The 18,289-nt window shown below is 59.4% G+C and carries 19 protein-coding genes and 4 tRNA genes; 9 read left to right on the top strand and 14 right to left on the bottom strand.

The genetic code is table 11. The features are described from left to right. Positions 1-3: 3 nt before the first annotated feature. The 7 genes from ACWHVV_RS09525 to ACWHVV_RS09495 all read right to left on the bottom strand — a co-directional run bounded on the left by ACWHVV_RS09525 (position 4) and on the right by ACWHVV_RS09495 (position 4,286). Positions 4-1,593 (bottom strand): peptide chain release factor 3, encoded by a 1,590-nt coding sequence (locus tag ACWHVV_RS09525; RefSeq protein WP_447929103.1) that lies wholly within the window; start codon positions 1,591-1,593, stop codon positions 4-6. Between the two features lie 210 nt (positions 1,594-1,803). Beyond that, positions 1,804-2,013 (bottom strand): putative motility protein, encoded by a 210-nt coding sequence (locus ACWHVV_RS09520; protein WP_447929102.1) that lies wholly within the window; start codon positions 2,011-2,013, stop codon positions 1,804-1,806. A 132-nt stretch (positions 2,014-2,145) separates the two neighbouring features. Next, positions 2,146-3,390, bottom strand: a complete 1,245-nt coding sequence (locus ACWHVV_RS09515; RefSeq protein ID WP_447929101.1) for an NAD(P)/FAD-dependent oxidoreductase — start codon at positions 3,388-3,390, stop codon at positions 2,146-2,148. A gap of 363 nt (positions 3,391-3,753) precedes the next feature. Beyond that, a tRNA-His gene (locus ACWHVV_RS09510) sits at positions 3,754-3,828 on the bottom strand. 83 nt (positions 3,829-3,911) lie between these two features. Further along, positions 3,912-3,986 (bottom strand) — tRNA-His (locus ACWHVV_RS09505). 55 nt (positions 3,987-4,041) lie between these two features. Next, a tRNA-Arg gene (locus tag ACWHVV_RS09500) sits at positions 4,042-4,118 on the bottom strand. A gap of 91 nt (positions 4,119-4,209) precedes the next feature. Then, a tRNA-Pro gene (locus ACWHVV_RS09495) sits at positions 4,210-4,286 on the bottom strand. Positions 4,287-4,490: 204 nt separating this feature from the next. Between ACWHVV_RS09495 and folD the strand changes: the two genes are divergently transcribed. After that, entirely contained in the window at positions 4,491-5,345 is an 855-nt protein-coding gene (gene folD, locus ACWHVV_RS09490) for a bifunctional methylenetetrahydrofolate dehydrogenase/methenyltetrahydrofolate cyclohydrolase FolD (protein WP_447929100.1), read from the top strand. 44 nt (positions 5,346-5,389) lie between these two features. Further along, positions 5,390-6,103, top strand: a complete 714-nt coding sequence (gene mtnN / locus ACWHVV_RS09485; RefSeq protein WP_447929099.1) for a 5'-methylthioadenosine/S-adenosylhomocysteine nucleosidase — start codon at positions 5,390-5,392, stop codon at positions 6,101-6,103. Between the two features lie 87 nt (positions 6,104-6,190). Here the strand turns inward: mtnN and ACWHVV_RS09480 are convergent, their stop codons facing one another. The 3 genes from ACWHVV_RS09480 to pyrC all read right to left on the bottom strand — a co-directional run bounded on the left by ACWHVV_RS09480 (position 6,191) and on the right by pyrC (position 8,924). After that, complete coding sequence (locus ACWHVV_RS09480; protein ID WP_447528825.1) at positions 6,191-6,490, bottom strand: ArsR/SmtB family transcription factor; 300 nt, start codon at positions 6,488-6,490, stop codon at positions 6,191-6,193. A gap of 76 nt (positions 6,491-6,566) precedes the next feature. After that, positions 6,567-7,700: an NADH:flavin oxidoreductase gene (locus ACWHVV_RS09475; RefSeq protein WP_447929098.1), complete on the bottom strand. Its 1,134-nt coding sequence runs from the start codon at positions 7,698-7,700 to the stop codon at positions 6,567-6,569. Positions 7,701-7,886: 186 nt separating this feature from the next. Next, entirely contained in the window at positions 7,887-8,924 is a 1,038-nt protein-coding gene (gene pyrC, locus ACWHVV_RS09470; RefSeq protein WP_447929097.1) for a dihydroorotase, read from the bottom strand. A 161-nt stretch (positions 8,925-9,085) separates the two neighbouring features. On the opposite strand from pyrC, the gene ACWHVV_RS09465 reads away from it, so the two are divergent. Genes ACWHVV_RS09465 through ACWHVV_RS09455 form a run of 3 tightly spaced genes read left to right on the top strand, consistent with a single transcriptional unit; the run spans position 9,086 to position 11,378 of the window. Next, positions 9,086-9,511, top strand: coding sequence for a hypothetical protein (locus ACWHVV_RS09465; protein WP_447929096.1), 426 nt, complete (start codon positions 9,086-9,088; stop codon positions 9,509-9,511). A gap of 22 nt (positions 9,512-9,533) precedes the next feature. Further along, positions 9,534-10,808, top strand: coding sequence for an ATP-binding protein (locus ACWHVV_RS09460; protein WP_447929095.1), 1,275 nt, complete (start codon positions 9,534-9,536; stop codon positions 10,806-10,808). Positions 10,809-10,838: 30 nt separating this feature from the next. Next, complete coding sequence (locus ACWHVV_RS09455) at positions 10,839-11,378, top strand: response regulator transcription factor (RefSeq protein ID WP_447929094.1); 540 nt, start codon at positions 10,839-10,841, stop codon at positions 11,376-11,378. Positions 11,379-11,408: 30 nt separating this feature from the next. Here the strand turns inward: ACWHVV_RS09455 and ACWHVV_RS09450 are convergent, their stop codons facing one another. Then, on the bottom strand, positions 11,409-12,182 hold the full coding sequence (locus ACWHVV_RS09450) for a 3-hydroxybutyrate dehydrogenase (protein WP_447929093.1): 774 nt from the start codon (positions 12,180-12,182) through the stop codon (positions 11,409-11,411). A gap of 157 nt (positions 12,183-12,339) precedes the next feature. Here ACWHVV_RS09450 and ACWHVV_RS09445 point away from each other — a divergent pair, with 157 nt between their 5' ends. Next, on the top strand, positions 12,340-12,600 hold the full coding sequence (locus ACWHVV_RS09445; protein WP_447929092.1) for a GrxA family glutaredoxin: 261 nt from the start codon (positions 12,340-12,342) through the stop codon (positions 12,598-12,600). A 125-nt stretch (positions 12,601-12,725) separates the two neighbouring features. Next, entirely contained in the window at positions 12,726-13,490 is a 765-nt protein-coding gene (locus tag ACWHVV_RS09440) for a DUF1338 domain-containing protein (protein WP_447929091.1), read from the top strand. Positions 13,491-13,521: 31 nt separating this feature from the next. Here ACWHVV_RS09440 and ACWHVV_RS09435 read toward each other — a convergent pair whose 3' ends face one another. Next, positions 13,522-14,181: a CoA transferase subunit B gene (locus ACWHVV_RS09435; RefSeq protein ID WP_447929090.1), complete on the bottom strand. Its 660-nt coding sequence runs from the start codon at positions 14,179-14,181 to the stop codon at positions 13,522-13,524. A gap of 38 nt (positions 14,182-14,219) precedes the next feature. Beyond that, entirely contained in the window at positions 14,220-14,918 is a 699-nt protein-coding gene (locus tag ACWHVV_RS09430; RefSeq protein ID WP_447929089.1) for a CoA transferase subunit A, read from the bottom strand. 345 nt (positions 14,919-15,263) lie between these two features. Between ACWHVV_RS09430 and ACWHVV_RS09425 the strand changes: the two genes are divergently transcribed. Together ACWHVV_RS09425 and ACWHVV_RS09420 are read left to right on the top strand one after the other, a co-directional pair. Further along, positions 15,264-16,145: an acyltransferase gene (locus ACWHVV_RS09425; RefSeq protein WP_447929088.1), complete on the top strand. Its 882-nt coding sequence runs from the start codon at positions 15,264-15,266 to the stop codon at positions 16,143-16,145. Positions 16,146-16,165: 20 nt separating this feature from the next. Beyond that, positions 16,166-17,038: a LysM peptidoglycan-binding domain-containing protein gene (locus ACWHVV_RS09420; protein ID WP_447929087.1), complete on the top strand. Its 873-nt coding sequence runs from the start codon at positions 16,166-16,168 to the stop codon at positions 17,036-17,038. 88 nt (positions 17,039-17,126) lie between these two features. Here ACWHVV_RS09420 and gcvT read toward each other — a convergent pair whose 3' ends face one another. Then, positions 17,127-18,239 carry a glycine cleavage system aminomethyltransferase GcvT gene (gcvT, locus tag ACWHVV_RS09415; RefSeq protein WP_447929086.1) on the bottom strand — a complete coding sequence of 371 codons (1,113 nt, stop codon included), beginning with the start codon at positions 18,237-18,239 and terminating at the stop codon, positions 17,127-17,129. Positions 18,240-18,289 lie beyond the last annotated feature (50 nt).

Genomic DNA, 18,289 nt, shown 5'->3' with positions numbered 1-18,289 from the left:
CGCTTAGTGCTCGCGGGTGGGCTGGAAGCGAATGTCCGGCCAACGCTCCTGGGTCATCTGCAGGTTGACCCGAGTCGGGGCGATGTAGGTCAAATAACCGCCGCCGTCGATGGCCAAATTGGTGCTGGCCTTACGCTTGAACTCCTCGAGCATCTTGGCATCTTCGCAATACACCCAGCGCGCGGTTTGCACGTTCACGCCTTCGTAAATACAGTCGACCTTGTACTCTTCCTTCAGCCGGTGGGCGACCACGTCGAACTGCAGGGTACCCACCGCGCCCAGGATCAGGTCATTGTTGTCCATGGGCATGAAGACCTGGGTCGCGCCCTCTTCAGAGAGCTGCTGCAAGCCTTTGTGTAGCGCCTTCATTCTAAGCGGATCTTTCAGACGTACGCGCTTGAAAAGCTCCGGGGCAAAGTGCGGAATGCCGGTGAAGCGCATGTCTTCACCCACCGTGAAGGTATCACCGATTTGCACCGTACCGTGGTTATGTAGGCCGATGATATCGCCGGGCCAGGCTTCTTCCACCTGGGAGCGGTCCGAGGCCATGAAGGTCAAGGCGTCTGCGATTTTGACGTCCTTGCCAATACGCACGTGGCGCATCTTCATGTTCTTTTCGTATTTGCCCGAGCACACCCGCAAAAACGCGATGCGGTCGCGGTGGTTCGGGTCCATGTTCGCCTGGATCTTGAACACGAAGCCGGAAAAGCGCTCGTCCGAGGCGATGACTTCCCGGGCATCGGTGTCCCGCGGCTGGGGGGGCGGTGCGTACTCGACGAAGCCGTCGAGCATTTCACGCACGCCGAAGTTACCCATGGCGGTACCGAAATAGACCGGCGAGAGCTCACCGCGCCGGTAGGCGTCGAGATCGAATTCGTGAGAAGCGCCGCGGACCAGCTCGATCTCCATACGCAGCTCTTCGGCCTGCTCTTCGCCCAACAGCGCCTCCACGTCCGGGTTATCCAGACCTTCGATGCGCTTGTCTTCAGAAATGCGGTTACCCTGGCCCTGGGTGTAGAGGTGAATTACGTCGTTATAGAGGTGATACACCCCCTTGAAGTGACGCCCCATGCCGATCGGCCAGGTCATCGGCGCGCACTGAATGTTGAGCACGGTCTCGACTTCATCCATCACTTCGATGGGGTCGCGAATATCCCGGTCCATCTTGTTGATGAAGGTCAAAATCGGCGTGGTACGCAGCCGACATACTTCCATCAGCTTGATGGTGCGGTCCTCGACACCCTTGGCGCCGTCGATCACCATCAAGGCGGAATCCACCGCCGTCAGCGTACGGTAGGTATCTTCGGAGAAATCCTCGTGGCCTGGGGTGTCCAGCAGGTTGACGATGCGCCCGTTATAGGGGAACTGCATCACCGAGGTCGTAACCGAGATACCGCGCTCCTGCTCCATTTTCATCCAGTCGGAGGTCGCATGGCGGTCGTTACGCTTGCTTTTGACCGAGCCCGCCATCTGAATGGCGTTACCGAACAGCAGCATTTTCTCGGTGATCGTGGTCTTGCCCGCATCAGGGTGCGAAATGATCGCGAAGGTGCGCCGTAGTTCCGCTTCCTGGGTTAACTGAGTCTCTTTCATCTTGCCTCTATAAATTGATACTCAGCGATGTGTAAAGCGCCGAACGGCTCTGGCTGAGTGAGTCACAATGGCCGGGATTGTAACGTTCTGGCGGGACCGGTGCCACGCCCTTTAAAAAAGCAGCGCCGCCAGGCCTTGTTAAGTACAAAATGTCGAGCACAAAAAAAGAGCCGCCAGCGGCGACTCTTTACAGTGAAGGGCTCGAATGCATCAGGCGTAGGTGTTGACCTGCGTGCCGAGCGTGCCCTCCCGGGCCAAATCCGGCTGGGCCTGAAGATCGGCGCCGGCCAATACCTCGGTCACCTGCTGCGACTGCATATCCAGCGCCTGACGGAAAAGCTCCATCTGGGCCTGCTCCGCGGTTTGCGCCTGATTCATATAAAGCGCTTGGCTAACGGCATGGCTCGCTGCGACATCCATAATCTCACCTCACGTTGAGTTCCTGATTCCTTGAGCGTACTGCTGGGTTGAAATCACGATTTGTAAAACCTGTGTCAAAGCGTAGCAAAGGCCCAATGATCTCACCAGTAAAGGATGAGTTTTATAATCCATTTAGAAGCGCTCAACCCGGAACGGCGCCATATCGATCGCCGTGGGCTTGCCTTCCATCAGGTCGGCCAATAGCGAGCCCGTCGCCGGGCCCAGGGTAAAGCCCTGGTGGCCATGGCCGAAAGCAAACCAAAGCCCTTGATGACGTGGCGCCGGGCCGATAATCGGCTTCATGTCCGGCAGGCACGGCCGGGCGCCCTTCCAGGCCGCCTCTTCGCTGCGCTCGCCTAGCGGAAAAACCTGTTGGGCCACTTTTTCCGCGGCGCCAAGCTGGTGCTCGTCGGCCGGTGACTCCAGCCGGTCGAGCTCGGCGCCGGTGGTCAGGCGCACGCCCGCATTCATTGGCGCCAGCAAATACCCCATCTCGGCGTCCATCAGCCAGTAGTTGAGCTTTGCACCGGGCTTCGTGGCGTAGTGCATATGATAGCCGCGCTTGACGAAGGTGGGGATATTATAGCCAAGCGTTGATGCCCATTTGCCCGCCCAGGGGCCCAGCGCCATGACCACATCGTCCGGTGTCAGCGTTTGCTGCCCCGCCACTACCTTGAAGCCTTCGCCGTCTTTCTCGACACTCTCGATATCCGCCTGCAGAATACGCCCGCCCAGTTCGACGAAGGAAGCCGCATAGGCCGCTACCAGCGCCCCCGGGTCGGCCACGGTCCAGGGGTCCAGCCAGTGGATGGCACCGATGATGTCTTGGCCGATGTCCGGCTCTTTTTGCTCGAGAGCGGCGCGGTCCAAAACGTCGAACCGTACGTCGAACCGCTCGCGCGCCTCCTTGGCTTGCTCGATACGCTTGGCAAGCTTCGCTTTGGTGCGGTAAATCTCGAGCCAGCCTTCGCGGCGCACCAAATGACTTGCGTTGGCCGCTTCGATCATCGGCCCGTGAGCGTCGAGGCAGAGCTTGATGATCGAGGCATATTCAGGAACGATCTTTTTATAAAGCCTAGCCGATGAATGATGCCAGTAGCTTAAAAGCGGCGAGAACGCATTGAGCATGCCGCCGGGGCGGTAGCGGATATCGACCCGCTTGTTGGGCAGCACGCTCAAAATGGTTTTCATATCCCGGGGGAAGGCATAAGGCCTAACGGCTTCGCGCTGAATGATACCGGCATTACCGTAGGAGGTTTCGCGCCCGGGCTCCCGCCGGTCGATGAGCGTTACCTGATGGCCCCGCTTTTGCAGGTGCCAGGCGATACTCACACCGACCATGCCTGCTCCGAGTACCGCAATACGCCGCTGGCCCATTTAAACGCTCCCCTTTATTGGTATAAATGACTGAAAGTATCAGAAAAAAATACCACTGCTCAGGTAGCTTTAATATAGTGATAACCACTGTATTGAAGGCCATAAACAGCATGAATTACGACAAAAGCCAAAGGAGCAGAATTTTTTACCGCTAAAACAGGAACGACAGTAAAATCGCCTGCCACGTTTTAATGCGTCGATTCGCAGGGGGGATTTCAAGCGCAGCAGAACGCAGAACGCAGAACGCAGAACGCAGAACGCAGAAAAGACTACAAGCCGTCTAATATGCTTGAAGCAAGAATTGGATAGAGAAAAAACGAACGATAAAAAAGAAGGGAAAAGAAACGAGAAGGGAAAGGTTAATGGGGTGGATGATGGGGATCGAACCCACGACCACCGGAGCCACAATCCGGGGCTCTACCACTGAGCTACATCCACCACAACCAGAAAACTTATTACTACTGCTTTACTGCTACTGCTTTATTAGTACTAATTTATTAGCACTACGTGTTTCGTATCAATGGGGTGGATGATGGGGATCGAACCCACGACCACCGGAGCCACAATCCGGGGCTCTACCACTGAGCTACATCCACCATTGATAACCAACAAACACGACGCCTGCGCTTAACAGCTGCGGCCATACTTCGATGGCACGCCCAGCAGGACTTGAACCCGCAACCTACGGCTTAGAAGGCCGTTGCTCTATCCGGTTGAGCTATGGGCGCACATGAAGCATTCCTGATACCGAACACCGATGAGCACTTGACCACAACCAACGCCTGGAAAAGCAAGTTACCACCTTCCGCGCGAGGTACGTGGTCGGGATGGAGGGATTCGAACCCCCGACATCCTGCTCCCAAAGCAGGCGCGCTACCAGACTGCGCTACATCCCGATGACTACCTTTGACGCTACTGCTTAGCCCGTCTCAAGCGAGGCATATACTACTATTTTTAATTTTAAAGTCAACACTTAAAGGCTTTAAGGCCTTGGCCGCTTTGCCTGCCAGGCCCAACATGCGAAAATTGGCGATTCGCTGGTATGCCAACCTCATATCGGCCTTTTGACCCGCTCATCACCTCCATAGGGACCTCATTACATGACCGCCCAACTCATCGATGGCAAAACCATCGCCGCTAATGTCCGCCATCGTGTTGCCGAGAAAACCGCCGCCCGTTTACAGGCCGGTGCTCGCGCCCCCGGATTAGCCGTGGTTGTGGTTGGCGATGACCCGGCCTCTCATGTGTACGTTAACAACAAACACCGCGCCTGCGACCAGGCCGGCATTTTGTCTTTTCAGCACGCGCTACCCACCGACACGACGCAAGACGAGCTCGAGGCGCTGGTCGACCAGCTAAACGACGACCCCCGGGTCGACGGCATTCTGGTGCAACTGCCGCTTCCCGAACATATGGACGCTCGCCCCATTCTCGAACGTATCCGCCCGGACAAGGACGTCGACGGTTTTCACCCCTACAACCTGGGCCGCCTGGCGCAACGCAGCCCGGCTCTTCGCCCTTGTACGCCGAAGGGCGTCATGACGCTATTGAGCGAAAGCGGTATCGACGTACGCGGACTCGACGCCACGATCGTCGGCGCCTCCAATATCGTGGGCCGCCCCATGTCGATGGAGCTAATGCTGGCCGGCTGCACGACGACCGTGTGCCACCGCTTCACCCAAAACCTCGAGGCCCACGTAAGCCGCGCCGATTTGGTCATCGTAGCCGTCGGCAAGCCCGGGCTCGTCAAGGGCGAATGGATCAAGCCGGGGGCGGTGGTGATCGATGTGGGCATCAACCGCCAGGCAGACGGTAAGCTCATTGGCGACGTGGACTTTGAAAGCGCCGCCGAGCGCGCAAGCTTTATTACCCCGGTACCCGGCGGCGTGGGACCGATGACCGTGGCCACGCTGCTCGAGAACACACTTGAAGCCGCCGAGGCTCACGACGCTTAACATAACCAAAACCGTCTACATTCAATCGAAAGGGGGTACGCCGGGTGCAACGCATTGGAATTATTGGCGCAATGGCGCAAGAAGTTAAAACGCTGGCAGGTCAGCTCGAAAACGCCGAGCGTGTCGATCACGCGGGCTTCGTATTCTATAGCGGCACGCATTATGGGCTCGAAGTGATCGTGCTGCAGTCCGGCATTGGCAAAGTCAACGCCGCGGTGGGCACGGCGGTGCTACTCGAGCGCTATCAGCCGGATGCGATTATCAATACGGGTTCCGCGGGCGGTTTTGCCGAGGATCTGGATATCGGCGATATCATCATCTCGAGCGAGGTACGCCACCACGATGTCGACGCGGTGGTCTTTGGCTATGAAATCGGCCAGGTACCGGGGATGCCGGCGGCGTATATCGCCGATACTCACCTGGGCGATATCGCCAAACAGGCCATCAAGACACTGGGCGAGGTAAACGTGCGCGAGGGGTTAATCGCCACCGGCGACGCCTTCATGGCCGACCCGGCGCGAGTAGCAGCCACCCGCGCGCAGTTTCCCACCATGCTGGCCGTTGAAATGGAAGCGGCGGCGATCGCCCAGACCTGCTACCTCTACGGCTGCCCTTTCGTGGTGATTCGCGCGCTGTCCGATATTCCCGGTGCCGGCGACAACCACCTCTCCTTCGAGCAGTTTCTGGAAGTCGCGGCCGCCCACTCTTCGCGTATGGTCGACCAAATGCTGCAAACGCTGGGGCAGCGAAAGCCGTAAATCCATGGTTTTATCAAATGGCGCGGCCGGGCGGCCTCGCCGTTTTATCCCAACAAAAAAGCGCCTGCCGGTTGGCAGGCGCTTTTTTCATAGCCGCTCTTGTAGCGCATGCAGGAAGGCATCCGCGACTTCGCGTTCGTAGCAGTAGTAGGTCCACTGCCCCACCCGCTGCGAAGAGACCAGCCCCGCGCGGGCGAGTGTCGAAAGATAGAGCGAAATGGTCGGCTGCGAAAGACCGGCCTTTTCGCGAATATGACTGACACACACACCGCCCTGGGGCGCGGTCTCTTTCTGAGCCGGAAAATGGCGCTCCGGCTCTTTCAGCCAGGTCAGTATGTCGAGGCGCACCGGGTTCGCCAGCGCGCTTAAAACGGTATTAATATCCATGATCACGGCCAGTGGCGAAAGCCTGATCAGTATACGCGTTTAACGCCATACTGCCGAGGCGCTCTTTGGTCTCGACTTAACGGACCAGGGAGTCGAGGGCGGCGCTATCGAAGTCCGAAAGCTCGTCCAGGCGGCCCTGCTCTACCTTGTTGGCCCACTGCGGGTCGGAGAGCAGCGCGCGGCCAATGGCGATCAGATCGAAATGCCCCTTGGCACGCCACTCGGCAAGCTCGGCCACGTTCACCCGGCTCTTGGAGGTCGGGTCCTCGGTACGCGTGAAGTGGCCAGTCCGGAAGGTACGGTCGAGCCCTACGCTACCCACGGCAATCACCGGCTTGCCGGTTAGCTCGCGGGTCCAGGTGGCCAGGGTCTTCTCGCTACCCGTAAAGCCCGGCTCCCACACCCGGCGGGTGCTGGCATGGAATATATCCACGCCGTCATCGGCCAGCGGCTTCAAGAGCTCCCCAAGTGCTTCGGGGGTTTCGGCAATGATGGCCGTGTAGTCGGAAAGCTTCCACTGCGAGAAGCGGAAGATGATCGGGAAGTCCGGCCCCACCGCTTCACGCACCGCACGCACGATCATGCGCGGAAAGCGTAGCCGGTTTTCGAGGCTGCCGCCGTAGTTGTCGGTGCGCTGGTTGCTCTCCGGCCACAGGAACTGGTCGATCAGGTAGCCGTGGGCGCCGTGAAGCTCGATACCATCAAAGCCGATGCGCTGAGCATCCATCGCCGCCCGGGCAAAAGAGGCGGCAACGTCATGCATGTCGTCCTCGGTCATCGCTTCGACGACTTCCAGGTCGTTTTCGACGATCGACATGGGGCCGAAACCCGGCACGCTGGTTTGGGGCTCGACCCCCGGACGGCGCTCGCGACCTACGTGCCAAAGCTGGGGTACGATTTTACCGCCAGCGGCGTGTACGCCTTCGACCACGCGCTGCCAACCGGCCAGCGCTTGTTCGCCATGAAACGCCGGCACCGCCGGGTAGCCGTTGGCGCCGGGATGGTCGATATAGGTGCCTTCGGTGATGATCAGGCCAACCCCACCGGCGGCGCGGCTTTTATAGTAGGCCGCGACTTCTTCCGTGGGTACGCCACCCGGCGATTGGTTACGCGTCATCGGCGCCATGACGATACGATTCGCCAGGTTGAGCGAGCCAAGATCGAAGGGTTCGAAAAGCGGCGCGGCGAGGGTTTCTGGATTAACGGACATGCTTATTCACCTATATATAGAAATATCTCAATATATAAACATTAATATGCGCGCAAGACAACCGCCTGGACGAACCAGAATCTGGCGCCTTCCAACAACGAGCGCTTCAAGCAGGCCCATGAGGCGCCTTACAACGAAAAACGGAGCCCAAAGGCTCCGTTCAGTTCAATCAACCCAGGGGATTCGTCACCCCTTGAGCGACCACTCGAGCGTCTCCTCGGCCATTAGCGGTACGATCGAGCGGTTGTCACCGTAGGCGTAGCTTGCCGGTAGCACCTGCGGGCGGCGCTCGAGGGTGACGGTATCGGCATTGGGCGCCAGCCCGTAAAAGCGCGGCCCGTTCAGGCTGGCAAACGCCTCGAGCTTGCCAAGCGCCCCCGCCTCTTCGAAGGCGATGGCGTATAGCTCGATGGCGGCCGGCGCCGTGTAGGCCCCCGCACAGCCACAGCTCGACTCCTTGTCACCCTTCTCGTGGGGGGCGCTATCCGTGCCCAGAAAGAACTTCGGGCTGCCGCTGGTGGCGGCTTGCAACAGCGCTTGGCGGTGTTGCTCGCGCTTGAGAATCGGCAGGCAGTAGTAGTGAGGGCGAATGCCGCCGGCGAGCATCTTGTTGCGATTGAACAGCAGATGATGCGCGGTGATCGTGGCCGCCAGGTTATCCGGGCCTTTAGCGACGAACTCGGCGGCTTGCTGGGTGGTGATATGTTCGCACACCACCTTGAGCGTGGGATGGCGCTCGAGCAGTGGCTTCAACACGCGCTCGATAAACGCGGCTTCCCGGTCGAAGATATCGATGTCGCTATCGGTGACTTCACCGTGAATGAGCAGCGGCAACCCGAGCCTTGCCATCGCCTCAATGGCCGCATCGCAGTGGGTGATATCGGTAACGCCGGAGGCCGAATTGGTGGTCGCCCCGGCCGGGTAGAGTTTCACCGCCTTGACCACACCGCTTTGGTGCGCCTTTTCGATCTCTTCGGCAGTGGTGGTGTCGGTGAGGTAGAGCGTCATCAGCGGCTCGAACTGACTGCCAGGCGCCAGCGCCGCCAGGATGCGTTCGCGGTAGGCGAGCGCCTGATCGGTGGTGGTGACCGGGGGCTTCAAATTGGGCATGATGATGGCACGCCCCATTTGCGCGGCGGTGTGATTGACGACCGCGCTCAGCACTTCGTCATCGCGCAAATGAAGGTGCCAGTCGTCGGGGCGGGTCAGCGTAATAGAGTCCACGGTCAATCCTGTATCAGCGGTGGGTTTGAAGGGGCTTTCGATCAGTATACCTGAACGCCGGACGGGTTAAATCCAGCCGGTAAATCCCGCGCAACGTCCACAGCGCTTTACAAGTGTCGTATCATGGCGGCTTTATAACCGCTCAAGGATTTTGGCCGACTATGCAAAACGTCAGACGCTACGCCGACATACTCACCAGCATTGAAGGGCTGATGTGGCTAGCGCTTGCCTGGTCCATCTCGGCATCCGTGCACCGAGGCAGCACCGAGCCCACGCTTGCCATGCTGTTCGTGGTGGGGGCACTTTTGCTGTTTAGCTGGGCGCACAAGCCCATGCGCGTTTTACTGCGCCGCTACCACGTGCGTAAACGCCGCACGGACATGTGGATTCATACCCTGGCGCTGCCGCTGCTTTTGGCCATGCTGCTCCATATTTTATTGGAAACACTGGTCGGCCGTGCCTGGCTTCCACCCAAGATACTGGTATTTAACCTGCTGGCTACCGCCGGGTGGCTGACCTACGTGATGACCCTGTTCATCAAGTTCATCATTCACGGTTTCAAAACCTCCCGCGCCCAGTCGCGCTAACGCCCTAACCAAGTAGCTCTCTATGCAAACCGCCCTGCCGCTACCACTCTCCACTCCCAACCGCAACCTGGTCCGATTGACGATCGTGCGCGGCATTACCTGGACGGGCTTTTTGCTGGCGATCATCGTGGGCGTGGAGTTTCTCGCTTTCGAGCTCGAAGTCGCGGCGGTCATTAGCGTGGTCATCGCCATGGGCGTGTTGAATATCATTACCTGGTGGCGACTGGGCAGGCCCCGCGCGGTGAGCCATCACGAGTATCTTTTGCACCTTCTGGCCGATATTGCCGGCTTGACGCTACTTTTCTACTTTACTGGCGGCTCGACCAACCCGTTCATCACCTACTACCTGGTGCCGGTGACCATCGCCGCCGCTACGCTACCCTGGCGCCACGCCTGGATCATCGCAGGCTGCGCGATGGCGGGTTACAGCTTCTTGATGGTCGTCTACCACCCTATCGCCCAGTTGAGCCATATCGACAGCGACAGCCTTTTGAATCTGCACGTGCTGGGCATGTGGCTCAACTTCGGCCTTTCGGCGGGGCTGGTGACGTTTTTCATCTACAAAATGGCCCACGCGCTGAGAAGCCGTGACAAGGCGCTTTCACGCACCCGTGAAGCGGCGCTGCGCAACGAACAGGTGCTGGCCGTCGCGACCCAGGCGGCGGGTACCGCCCACGAACTGGGCACGCCCCTTTCCACCATGGCGGTACTGCTCAAGGAGATGGAAGCGGAAACCACCGCCGACTCGCCGCTTCAAGCCGATATAAAACTTTTGCGCCAGCAGGTCGACGTGTGTAAATCCCGCCTTCAGAATCTGGTTACCAACGCCGACCGGCGGCGCATGGCAGAGCCCGAGGTGTTCGACGCCGAAGAGTGGCTTTCGAGCGTCCTCCAGCGTTGGCTGGTCATCCGCCCGGATGTCACCCATCAGTTAGAGGTTCAAAGCCGGCGAAGCCGCCCCTGGCTTTTGGTCGATGCCACCCTGGACCAGGCGCTGACCAACCTTTTGAACAATGCCGCCGACGCCCACCCGGAGCAGGTGAACGTACGTCTGGACTGGAACGAAGAGAACGTGGTGATCGATATTCGCGACCACGGCCCGGGGATCGCCATGTCGATTGCCGACCAGCTCGGCGACACCTTCGTTTCGACCAAGAGCAAAGGCATGGGCATTGGGCTATTTTTAACCCATGCCACCATCAACCGATTCGGCGGCGGCGTCAGCCTCTATAATCACCCTGAAGGCGGAACGCTCACCGAGGTCACGTTGCCCAGAAGCGATGCCCCCGAAAAATAGCGCCGCCCACCGATAAACAGCGAGAAGACCATGCCGACTCAAGACCAGCGCCTTTTGATCGTGGACGACGACGACGTGTTTTGCCATGTGTTGAACCGCGCGCTGACCCGCCGGGGCTATGAAGTACAAGTAGCCCACGACGCCGAACAGGCGCTGCAGATCGCAGCCGCGTTCGCCCCGACCATGGCGACCCTCGATTTGAAACTCGAACAAAGCTCCGGACTCAAGCTGTTGCCGGAGCTGCTCGCCATCGTACCCACCTGCCGGGTCGTGGTGCTGACCGGCTACTCGAGCATCGCCACCGCCGTCGAGGCGATCAAACTCGGCGCGCTACACTACCTGTGTAAACCCGTGGACGCCGACGACGTGATCGCCGCCTTCGAGCACGAAGGCGGCGATCCGGACATCGAACTGGCCGACAACCCGCCGTCGATCAACCGGATCACCTGGGAGCACATTCAAAAAGTGCTGCAAGAGCACGACGGCAATATTTCCGCTACGGCCCGGGCACTGGGTATGCACCGGCGCACGCTTCAGCGCAAGCTGCAAAAACGCCCGGTCAAGCGCTAGGATCGAGGCACCCAAGAGCCGCCGTTCGCATCAGTGCGCCGTCCAGCCAAGGTCGATATTGAAACTCGAGCCGGTGATGGCGCCCGCGGCGTCGGAAGCAAGGTAGTTCACCAGTTGAGCGACCTCGCTGGGTTCGACCAGGCGCTTCACGGCGGCATCCTTGAGCATGATCTTTTCAATCACCTCTTGCTCGTCCATCTTGTTGAGCTTCGCCTGATCGGCGATCTGGTTATCCACCAGCGGGGTTTTGACGTAGGCCGGGCACACGGCGTTGGCGGTAATACCCTGCTCGCCGCCTTCCAGCGCGGCGGTTTTGGTCATGCCGATCAGCCCGTGCTTGGCGGTCACGTAGGCGACCTTGCCCGGCGAGGCCACGTGGGCGTGAATCGAGGCGATATTGATGATCCGCCCCCAGCCGTTTTCTCGCATGGAGGGCCACACGGCCTGGGTAAGCAAAAACGGCGCGGTGACCATCAAATCCATGATGGCGCGCCACTTCTGCTCGGGAAACGATTCGATGGCGCTGACGTGCTGTATGCCGGCGTTGTTGACCAGAATATCGACCCGGCCAAAACGTTTGATCGCTTCTTTCACCGCGTCCTTGCACGCCTGGGCGTCGGTCAAGTCGGCCTGGAAAAACGCCGCACCCTGTTGGCTGGCCGTTTTCTCGCCCTCGGCGTTGAAGTCTACCGCCAGCACCTGATAGCCCAGTTGGCAAAAGTGTTCGACCACGCTTGCACCAATGCCGCTGCTAGTGCCCGTGACCAGCGCGACCCGGGGCGTGTTACCCATACCTGCCGACATACCCACCTCCTAAAAGAAGAAAAAGTCCAAGCATTCATTAGACGAACATCAGTATAGAACGCCTGAGCGAACATGATCGAAAGCGCGCCAGGATTGTTCAACGCAGCCCACCTGAGCGACAATGGCAAACCAACGTCACCATCCCCAAGGAGTCACCATGTTCGTGGTCATTTTCGGGCGCATGAGCTGCCCATTTTGTGTAAGAGCCAAGCAGCTTGCCGAGCAGCTGGAAAGCGCCCATAAGATCGAAGGCTATCGCTACGTCGATATGCCCTCGGAAGGCGTCACCAAAGAGGACATCGCCAAGACCGCAGGCAAGCCGATCCACACCGTTCCCCAGGTGTTTATCGACCAGGATCATATCGGCGGATATAGCGAGTTTGACGCCTACGTGCGTGAAAATGGCCTTCTGGCCTGATCCCTGCCCCTTTTATTCCCCTTTTATTCCCCTTTTTAATTGAACCCGCATGCCACCTTGCTGCCTATAGTGACCAGGGCCTACCTTCCCCAACAAGACCGCCCAAGGCGGCAAGGACATGCGCCATGCAACGTGAAGAATTCGAACAGCAGCTCTGGCTTGATTATATCCATACGCACCCGGACCTTGGCGGCCTGGGTATTTGGCCGGCCAACGTCAAAGCCGAATACCTGACGCTTTTAACCCTGAACCACGGGCCGTTTAGCGCGGCACGACTTGCCGACAAGCTTCACCGCATGGGTTACGTCTGTGCTACCCAGTATGCCTTGGCAGATAAAGGTCTCATCATTCATCTACTTGGCGCACCACAGAGTAGCTGGTTGATTTTAGCCGAGCTCCAGCTGGGCGCACTGTGTACATCGCCAAGGCAGGCACTTTTAGAGCTTATAGAGCAAAGCCACCCCCAGGATTGTAAGGGGCACAATTTGCTTTGCCGGGGAAGACCCTGGCCGATGCCCTCCTGGGCGCTTTACCAGGCACTCGAGCGGGAACACCCGGTGGCGGCGTGGCTTGCGGTGATGGGCCCGCGACTTCACCACGCCGGGTTCAATTGCCAGGTTTTGGGCGAGCCGCTGGCCACACTGAACGAGGCCCTCGAAAATGCCGGGTGGGCGTGCTCCAGTGATCGGCAAAACGGCATTTTTCCCGTCTCGAACTCCCTGGATCACCGCTTCTACCCGGCCATGCCGCAAAAGGTAGCGTTTAGCCAGGGAGATGAACACCGGCTCTGCTTTGGTGGACTGGCGCTGGCCCAAAAAGGGGTGAACAGCGCGTCAACCACCCTGGGCGAAGAGCTGCTTCCGCCGCACACCCGGTGCCAAATGGCGTGATCGAACACGCCATTTGAGAAGACCGCTTGAATCAAGCGAATTCCATTTCCGGCACGTGATCGGGGACGATCAGCTTACCGGCGGTTTTCTCCTGAATTTCCTCTACGCTTACCCCGGGCGCGCGTTCTTTCAAGATGAACGCGCCGTCCTTGATCTCCAGATACGCCAGGTCGGTCAGCACCCGGTTGATACACCCCGCGCCGGTCAACGGCAGCTCGCACTTCTCGAGCAGCTTGGACTCGCCGTGTTTAGACGCGTGGGTCATGGTGCAGATGATGTTTTCGGCACCCGCGACCAGGTCCATCGCCCCTCCCATGCCCTTGATGAGCTTACCGGGAATCATCCAGGAGGCGATGTTGCCGTGCTGGTCCACCTCGAAGGCGCCCAGTACGGTCAAATCCACGTGGCCACCACGGATCATGGCAAAGGATTCGGCGGAGGAGAAAATCGCCGCGCCGTCCCGGGCGGTAACGGTCTCTTTTCCGGCGTTGATCATGTCCGGGTCGAGCTCATCTTCGCTTGGGTAGCGTCCCATACCCAATAGCCCGTTTTCGGACTGAAGCATCACGTCGATCCCCTCGGGGATGTAGTTGGCAACCAAAGTGGGGATACCGATCCCCAGGTTCACGTAGAAGCCGTCCTGAAGTTCACGGGCCACGCGCTGGGCCATCTGCTCTCGTGTTAACGCCATGGTAATTACCTCGAAGTCAGTGGAAGTTGGCCGGGTGCTTAGCTACGAACCGTGCGCTTTTCGATACGTTTTTCAAACGTGCCCTGGATGATCCGGTCGACATAAATACCCGGCGTGTGGATTTGGCTGGGATCCATCTCGCCGGGCTCGACGATCTCCTCCACTTCTACAACGGTAATTTTGCCGGCGCTAGCCGCCATCGGGTTGAAATTCTGCGCGGTGTGGCGGTACATGACGTTGCCGTAGCGATCCGCCTTCCATCCTTTGACGATGGCGAAATCCCCCACGATCGCCTCTTCCATAATATAGTGACGGCCATCGAACTCGCGCACTTCCTTGCCCTCACCAATCGGCGTGCCGTAGCCGGTCGCGGTATAAAACGCCGGAATTCCCGCACCGCCGGCGCGCATTTTTTCGGCAAGCGTGCCTTGGGGCGTCAGTACGACCTCGATCTCTTCGTCGAGCATCTGCCGCTCGAAAAGCGCGTTTTCGCCTACGTAAGACGCAAAAATCTTGCTGATCTGGCGCTTTTCCAACAAAAGCCCGAGACCGAAACCGTCTACGCCGCAGTTATTGGATACCACCGTCAAATTCTTGACCTCGCGGCGCTTGATCTCGGCGATCAGGTTTTCGGGAATGCCGCAAAGGCCGAACCCACCGGCCAGAACGGTCATGCCGCTTTCGATGCCTTCCATTGCTTCCTCATAGGAAGCGACCCGCTTATCGAATCCTGCCATGTGTAGCCTCGCTTGTTGTCATTCGTGCCCGGCGCGCCTTGGCGCGTGCACGTTAAAGGGTGGGTGGCTCGAGGGTCTTGCGCCCCAAAGTTGCTACATGGTTGCTTACCAAATACTACTACAGGGTGGTCGTTAAAAAGCCTGGCGCCAAAGGGGCGACGTGTTTTTTGTTATCAAACCGAAGAGACAACTTATAAAGAGCCACCAGGAGCGTCAAGCGTCTAACGGTGCTTATAGAGGGATTTACTGGGAAGTAAGGCCTTGATCCTTTAGCATTTACCTCAAAGGCCGTGTACAACACAGCGCGCAAGGCCAGGGTTATGAAACCGCGAAGGAGTCAAGGGTATGCCAGTCATCAAGGGAGCAGGGAGCATTTTAATGCTCACGCTCAGCACGCTATTGTGGGGGGTGCCGCTGATCGCGCTCACCTTTTTAAAGGTCGTCGTGCCGGGCCAACGCGCAAAACAGTGGCTTTTGGGCAAGCTCTGCGCGGTCGCGCTCAATTGGATCGGGCTCAATCTTTGGTGGATGAAGCACTGGCTCAAACCCGATGTGTCGATCGATATCCCCGCCTCGCTTAGCCCGAACCAGTGGCTTCTGGTCATCTCCAATCATCGCAGTTGGACCGATATCTTCATTTTGTTCATGGCGCTTCACCGGCGTATTCCCATGCCGCGCTTTTTTCTCAAACATCAGCTCATCTGGATTCCCATCGTCGGACTGGCCTTCTGGGCGCTCGAATTTCCCTTTATGCGCCGTTTTAGCCGGGAACAGATTGCCAAAAACCCTAAGCTCGCTACTATTGACAGGGATTCGACCGAGCGCGTGTGCCGTCAGGCGCGCCACGCGCCCATTTCGATCTACAACTTTGTCGAGGGCACCCGGTTTAGCGTGGCTAAACGTGAGGCCCAGCAGAGCCCTTTTCGCCATCTTCTACGCCCCAAGGCCGGTGGCGTGGCCCAGGTATTAGGGCTTCTCGGCGATCAATTGGATGGTATCGTAGACGTCACCATCAGCTACACCAACCCTTCGCCGAACTTCTGGGACTTCTTATGCGGCCAGGAGGCATCGGTTAACCTGGTGGCGCGACAGATCGCGATCCCCGAGTGGATGCACACCGCACGTTATCATCAACAACCGCAGCACAAGGAACGCTTCCACGCATGGATCAACTCACTCTGGCAGGAAAAAGACGCGCTGCTGGAAACGCTGAGCGACCACGACTAGCCCTTTGGGTAGGCGTTTGCTTGCTGGCGGGCATACTGGCCGGGTGCGCCAGCTCAGCGCCGTCGTCGAGCCAGCGAAACCCCACCAGCAGCGCCTCGAGTGCCATCAACGGCGAATGGGTCGAGGTGCGCCGTGGTGATACGCTGGGCCAGCTCGCGGCGCGCGCGGGCGTGCCCATCGAGCGTCTCGAGCGCTTCAACCCCGGGGTAAACGCCCAGCGCTTGGCGGTCGGTCAACGTCTTTTGATTCCCACCCAGCAGGAGCGTGCGCCCTCCGGTGGGCCTTACCGCTACCAGATCCGCTCAGGGGATACGTTCTCCGGCGTGGCGCGCCACTTTGGCACGACCAGCGGGCGTATCCAGAGCGCCAACGCCGGGACCTCCCCCACTGCGCTGCGCGTTGGTCAGATCATTAGCGTGCCGCTTAGCGCGGGCTCCGCTTCCCGCGCCACGGCCTCTTCGAGCAGCTCGAGTTCACCGTCGCCGGCGGCGCCCACGCCCAGTGCAAGCGTACCCTCGTCGGCGCGCAATTGGCCCTGGCCGTTGGAGGATTACCGGATCGTGCGCCGCTTCGGCCCGGACAGCCGTGGCACGCTCCAGCCCATGCTACTGGCGACTCAGCCCGGTGCCCGGGCGCAGTCGGTCGCCCCGGGTGAGGTACGCTTCGCCGATGGTATGCGCCAGCTCGGCGAGGTAGTGATCGTTCATCATGCCGACAACCTGCAAAGTGTCTACGCGCTTTGCGAGCGCATACTGGTGAGCACGGGGCAGAACGTAAGCGCCGGTGAGCCGCTTTGCGAGGTCGGTCAAAGCAGCGCCACCGAGCGCTATGATCTGTTGTTCGACCTGCGCCAGGCCGGTAAACCCATCGACCCGCGTCAGGTTCTTCGCTAACGCGTTCGTCGTTGAAAGCCCTTTTCACTCGCCCATAAAAAAGCCCCGGCATCACCGGGGCTTTTTATGTCGGGGCCAGGCCGCGCTATTAACCGCGGTGGTAGCCCGGCGTAATGAAAGGCGTTTTGACGACCGTCATGGGCAGCTTTTTACCGCGTACCTCGGCGTAAACCACGCTCTCCGGTGCCTCCCATTCGCGGGTGACGTAGCCCATGGCGATGGGCTTGCCAACGCTTGGCCCAAACCCGCCAGAGCTCACCACGCCGACCTCTTCGCCCTGCTCGTCGAGCAGGCGCGCGCCTTCGCGCACCGGCGCGCGACCCTCGGCAACCAACCCTACCCGCTTACGGGTGTGATCCTTGGCATCGATCTGATGGAGCACGACATCCGCGCCTGGGAAACCGCCGGCGCGCTCGCCGCCGTGGCGGCGCGGCTTGCCCACCGCCCAGATCAAGCCCGCTTCGACAGGCGTGGTCGCCATATCCATATCATGGCCGTAGAGGCAGAGCCCGGCTTCAAGACGCAGCGAGTCACGCGCGCCCAGGCCAATCATCTCGACTTCCGGCGCCTCTAAAAGCCCTTTGGCGAACGCTTCGCTGGCCTCGGCGGCCACCGAGATTTCGAAGCCGTCCTCACCGGTGTAGCCGCTGCGGCTCACCCAAACGGTTTGACCGAGAATCGTGAAACGTCCGTGCTGCATGAACGTAAGCTCGCAGGCCTCGGGGCAAAGCCTGCGCATTACCTCCACCGCTTTGGGCCCCTGCAGGGCCAGTAGGCCACGCTCGAGCACCTCGATTTCATGGCTGGAGCCGAGGTTGGCGCGCAGATGCGCAATGTCCTGGTCCTTGCAGGCGGCGTTGACCACCAGGTAAAAGTGATCCCCGGCGTTGACGGCCATCAAATCATCGATGATCCCACCATCGGTGCTGATGAAAAGCCCGTAGCGCTGGCGCCCTTCGGCCAACCCCTCGAGATCCGCCGGAATCAGCGACTCCAGCGCCGCGGCGGTGTCCGGCCCAGAGACCAAAATCTGGCCCATGTGCGACACGTCGAAAAGCCCGCATTGGCGACGGGTGTGTTCGTGCTCTTTTTTCACGCCAAGCGGGTACTGCACCGGCATGTCATAACCGGCGAAAGGCACCATTTTGGCGTCAAGTGTTTGGTGCAGCGCGTGAAGCGGTGTTTTGTGGAGTTCTGTCATGTCGTGTCCTCGCCATCGAAAGAGCCGGCAAGCAAACGTCGCTTCCCGGC

The organism is Vreelandella sp. EE27 (assembly GCF_968206495.1).
This window is presented reverse-complemented; position numbering and strand designations above follow the sequence as displayed.

What these genes read in the sequence shown, in the direction of transcription:
- ACWHVV_RS09525 (WP_447929103.1), bottom strand. Translation starts at nt 1,593, where the DNA reads ATGAAAGAGACTCAGTTAACCCAGGAAGCGGAACTACGGCGCACCTTC.
- ACWHVV_RS09520 (WP_447929102.1), bottom strand. Translation starts at nt 2,013, where the DNA reads ATGGATGTCGCAGCGAGCCATGCCGTTAGCCAAGCGCTTTATATGAAT.
- ACWHVV_RS09515 (WP_447929101.1), bottom strand. Translation starts at nt 3,390, where the DNA reads ATGGGCCAGCGGCGTATTGCGGTACTCGGAGCAGGCATGGTCGGTGTG.
- folD (WP_447929100.1), top strand. Translation starts at nt 4,491, where the DNA reads ATGACCGCCCAACTCATCGATGGCAAAACCATCGCCGCTAATGTCCGC.
- ACWHVV_RS09480 (WP_447528825.1), bottom strand. Translation starts at nt 6,490, where the DNA reads ATGGATATTAATACCGTTTTAAGCGCGCTGGCGAACCCGGTGCGCCTC.
- ACWHVV_RS09475 (WP_447929098.1), bottom strand. Translation starts at nt 7,700, where the DNA reads ATGTCCGTTAATCCAGAAACCCTCGCCGCGCCGCTTTTCGAACCCTTC.
- ACWHVV_RS09465 (WP_447929096.1), top strand. Translation starts at nt 9,086, where the DNA reads ATGCAAAACGTCAGACGCTACGCCGACATACTCACCAGCATTGAAGGG.
- ACWHVV_RS09460 (WP_447929095.1), top strand. Translation starts at nt 9,534, where the DNA reads ATGCAAACCGCCCTGCCGCTACCACTCTCCACTCCCAACCGCAACCTG.
- ACWHVV_RS09455 (WP_447929094.1), top strand. Translation starts at nt 10,839, where the DNA reads ATGCCGACTCAAGACCAGCGCCTTTTGATCGTGGACGACGACGACGTG.
- ACWHVV_RS09450 (WP_447929093.1), bottom strand. Translation starts at nt 12,182, where the DNA reads ATGTCGGCAGGTATGGGTAACACGCCCCGGGTCGCGCTGGTCACGGGC.
- ACWHVV_RS09445 (WP_447929092.1), top strand. Translation starts at nt 12,340, where the DNA reads ATGTTCGTGGTCATTTTCGGGCGCATGAGCTGCCCATTTTGTGTAAGA.
- ACWHVV_RS09440 (WP_447929091.1), top strand. Translation starts at nt 12,726, where the DNA reads ATGCAACGTGAAGAATTCGAACAGCAGCTCTGGCTTGATTATATCCAT.
- ACWHVV_RS09435 (WP_447929090.1), bottom strand. Translation starts at nt 14,181, where the DNA reads ATGGCGTTAACACGAGAGCAGATGGCCCAGCGCGTGGCCCGTGAACTT.
- ACWHVV_RS09430 (WP_447929089.1), bottom strand. Translation starts at nt 14,918, where the DNA reads ATGGCAGGATTCGATAAGCGGGTCGCTTCCTATGAGGAAGCAATGGAA.
- ACWHVV_RS09425 (WP_447929088.1), top strand. Translation starts at nt 15,264, where the DNA reads ATGCCAGTCATCAAGGGAGCAGGGAGCATTTTAATGCTCACGCTCAGC.
- gcvT (WP_447929086.1), bottom strand. Translation starts at nt 18,239, where the DNA reads ATGACAGAACTCCACAAAACACCGCTTCACGCGCTGCACCAAACACTT.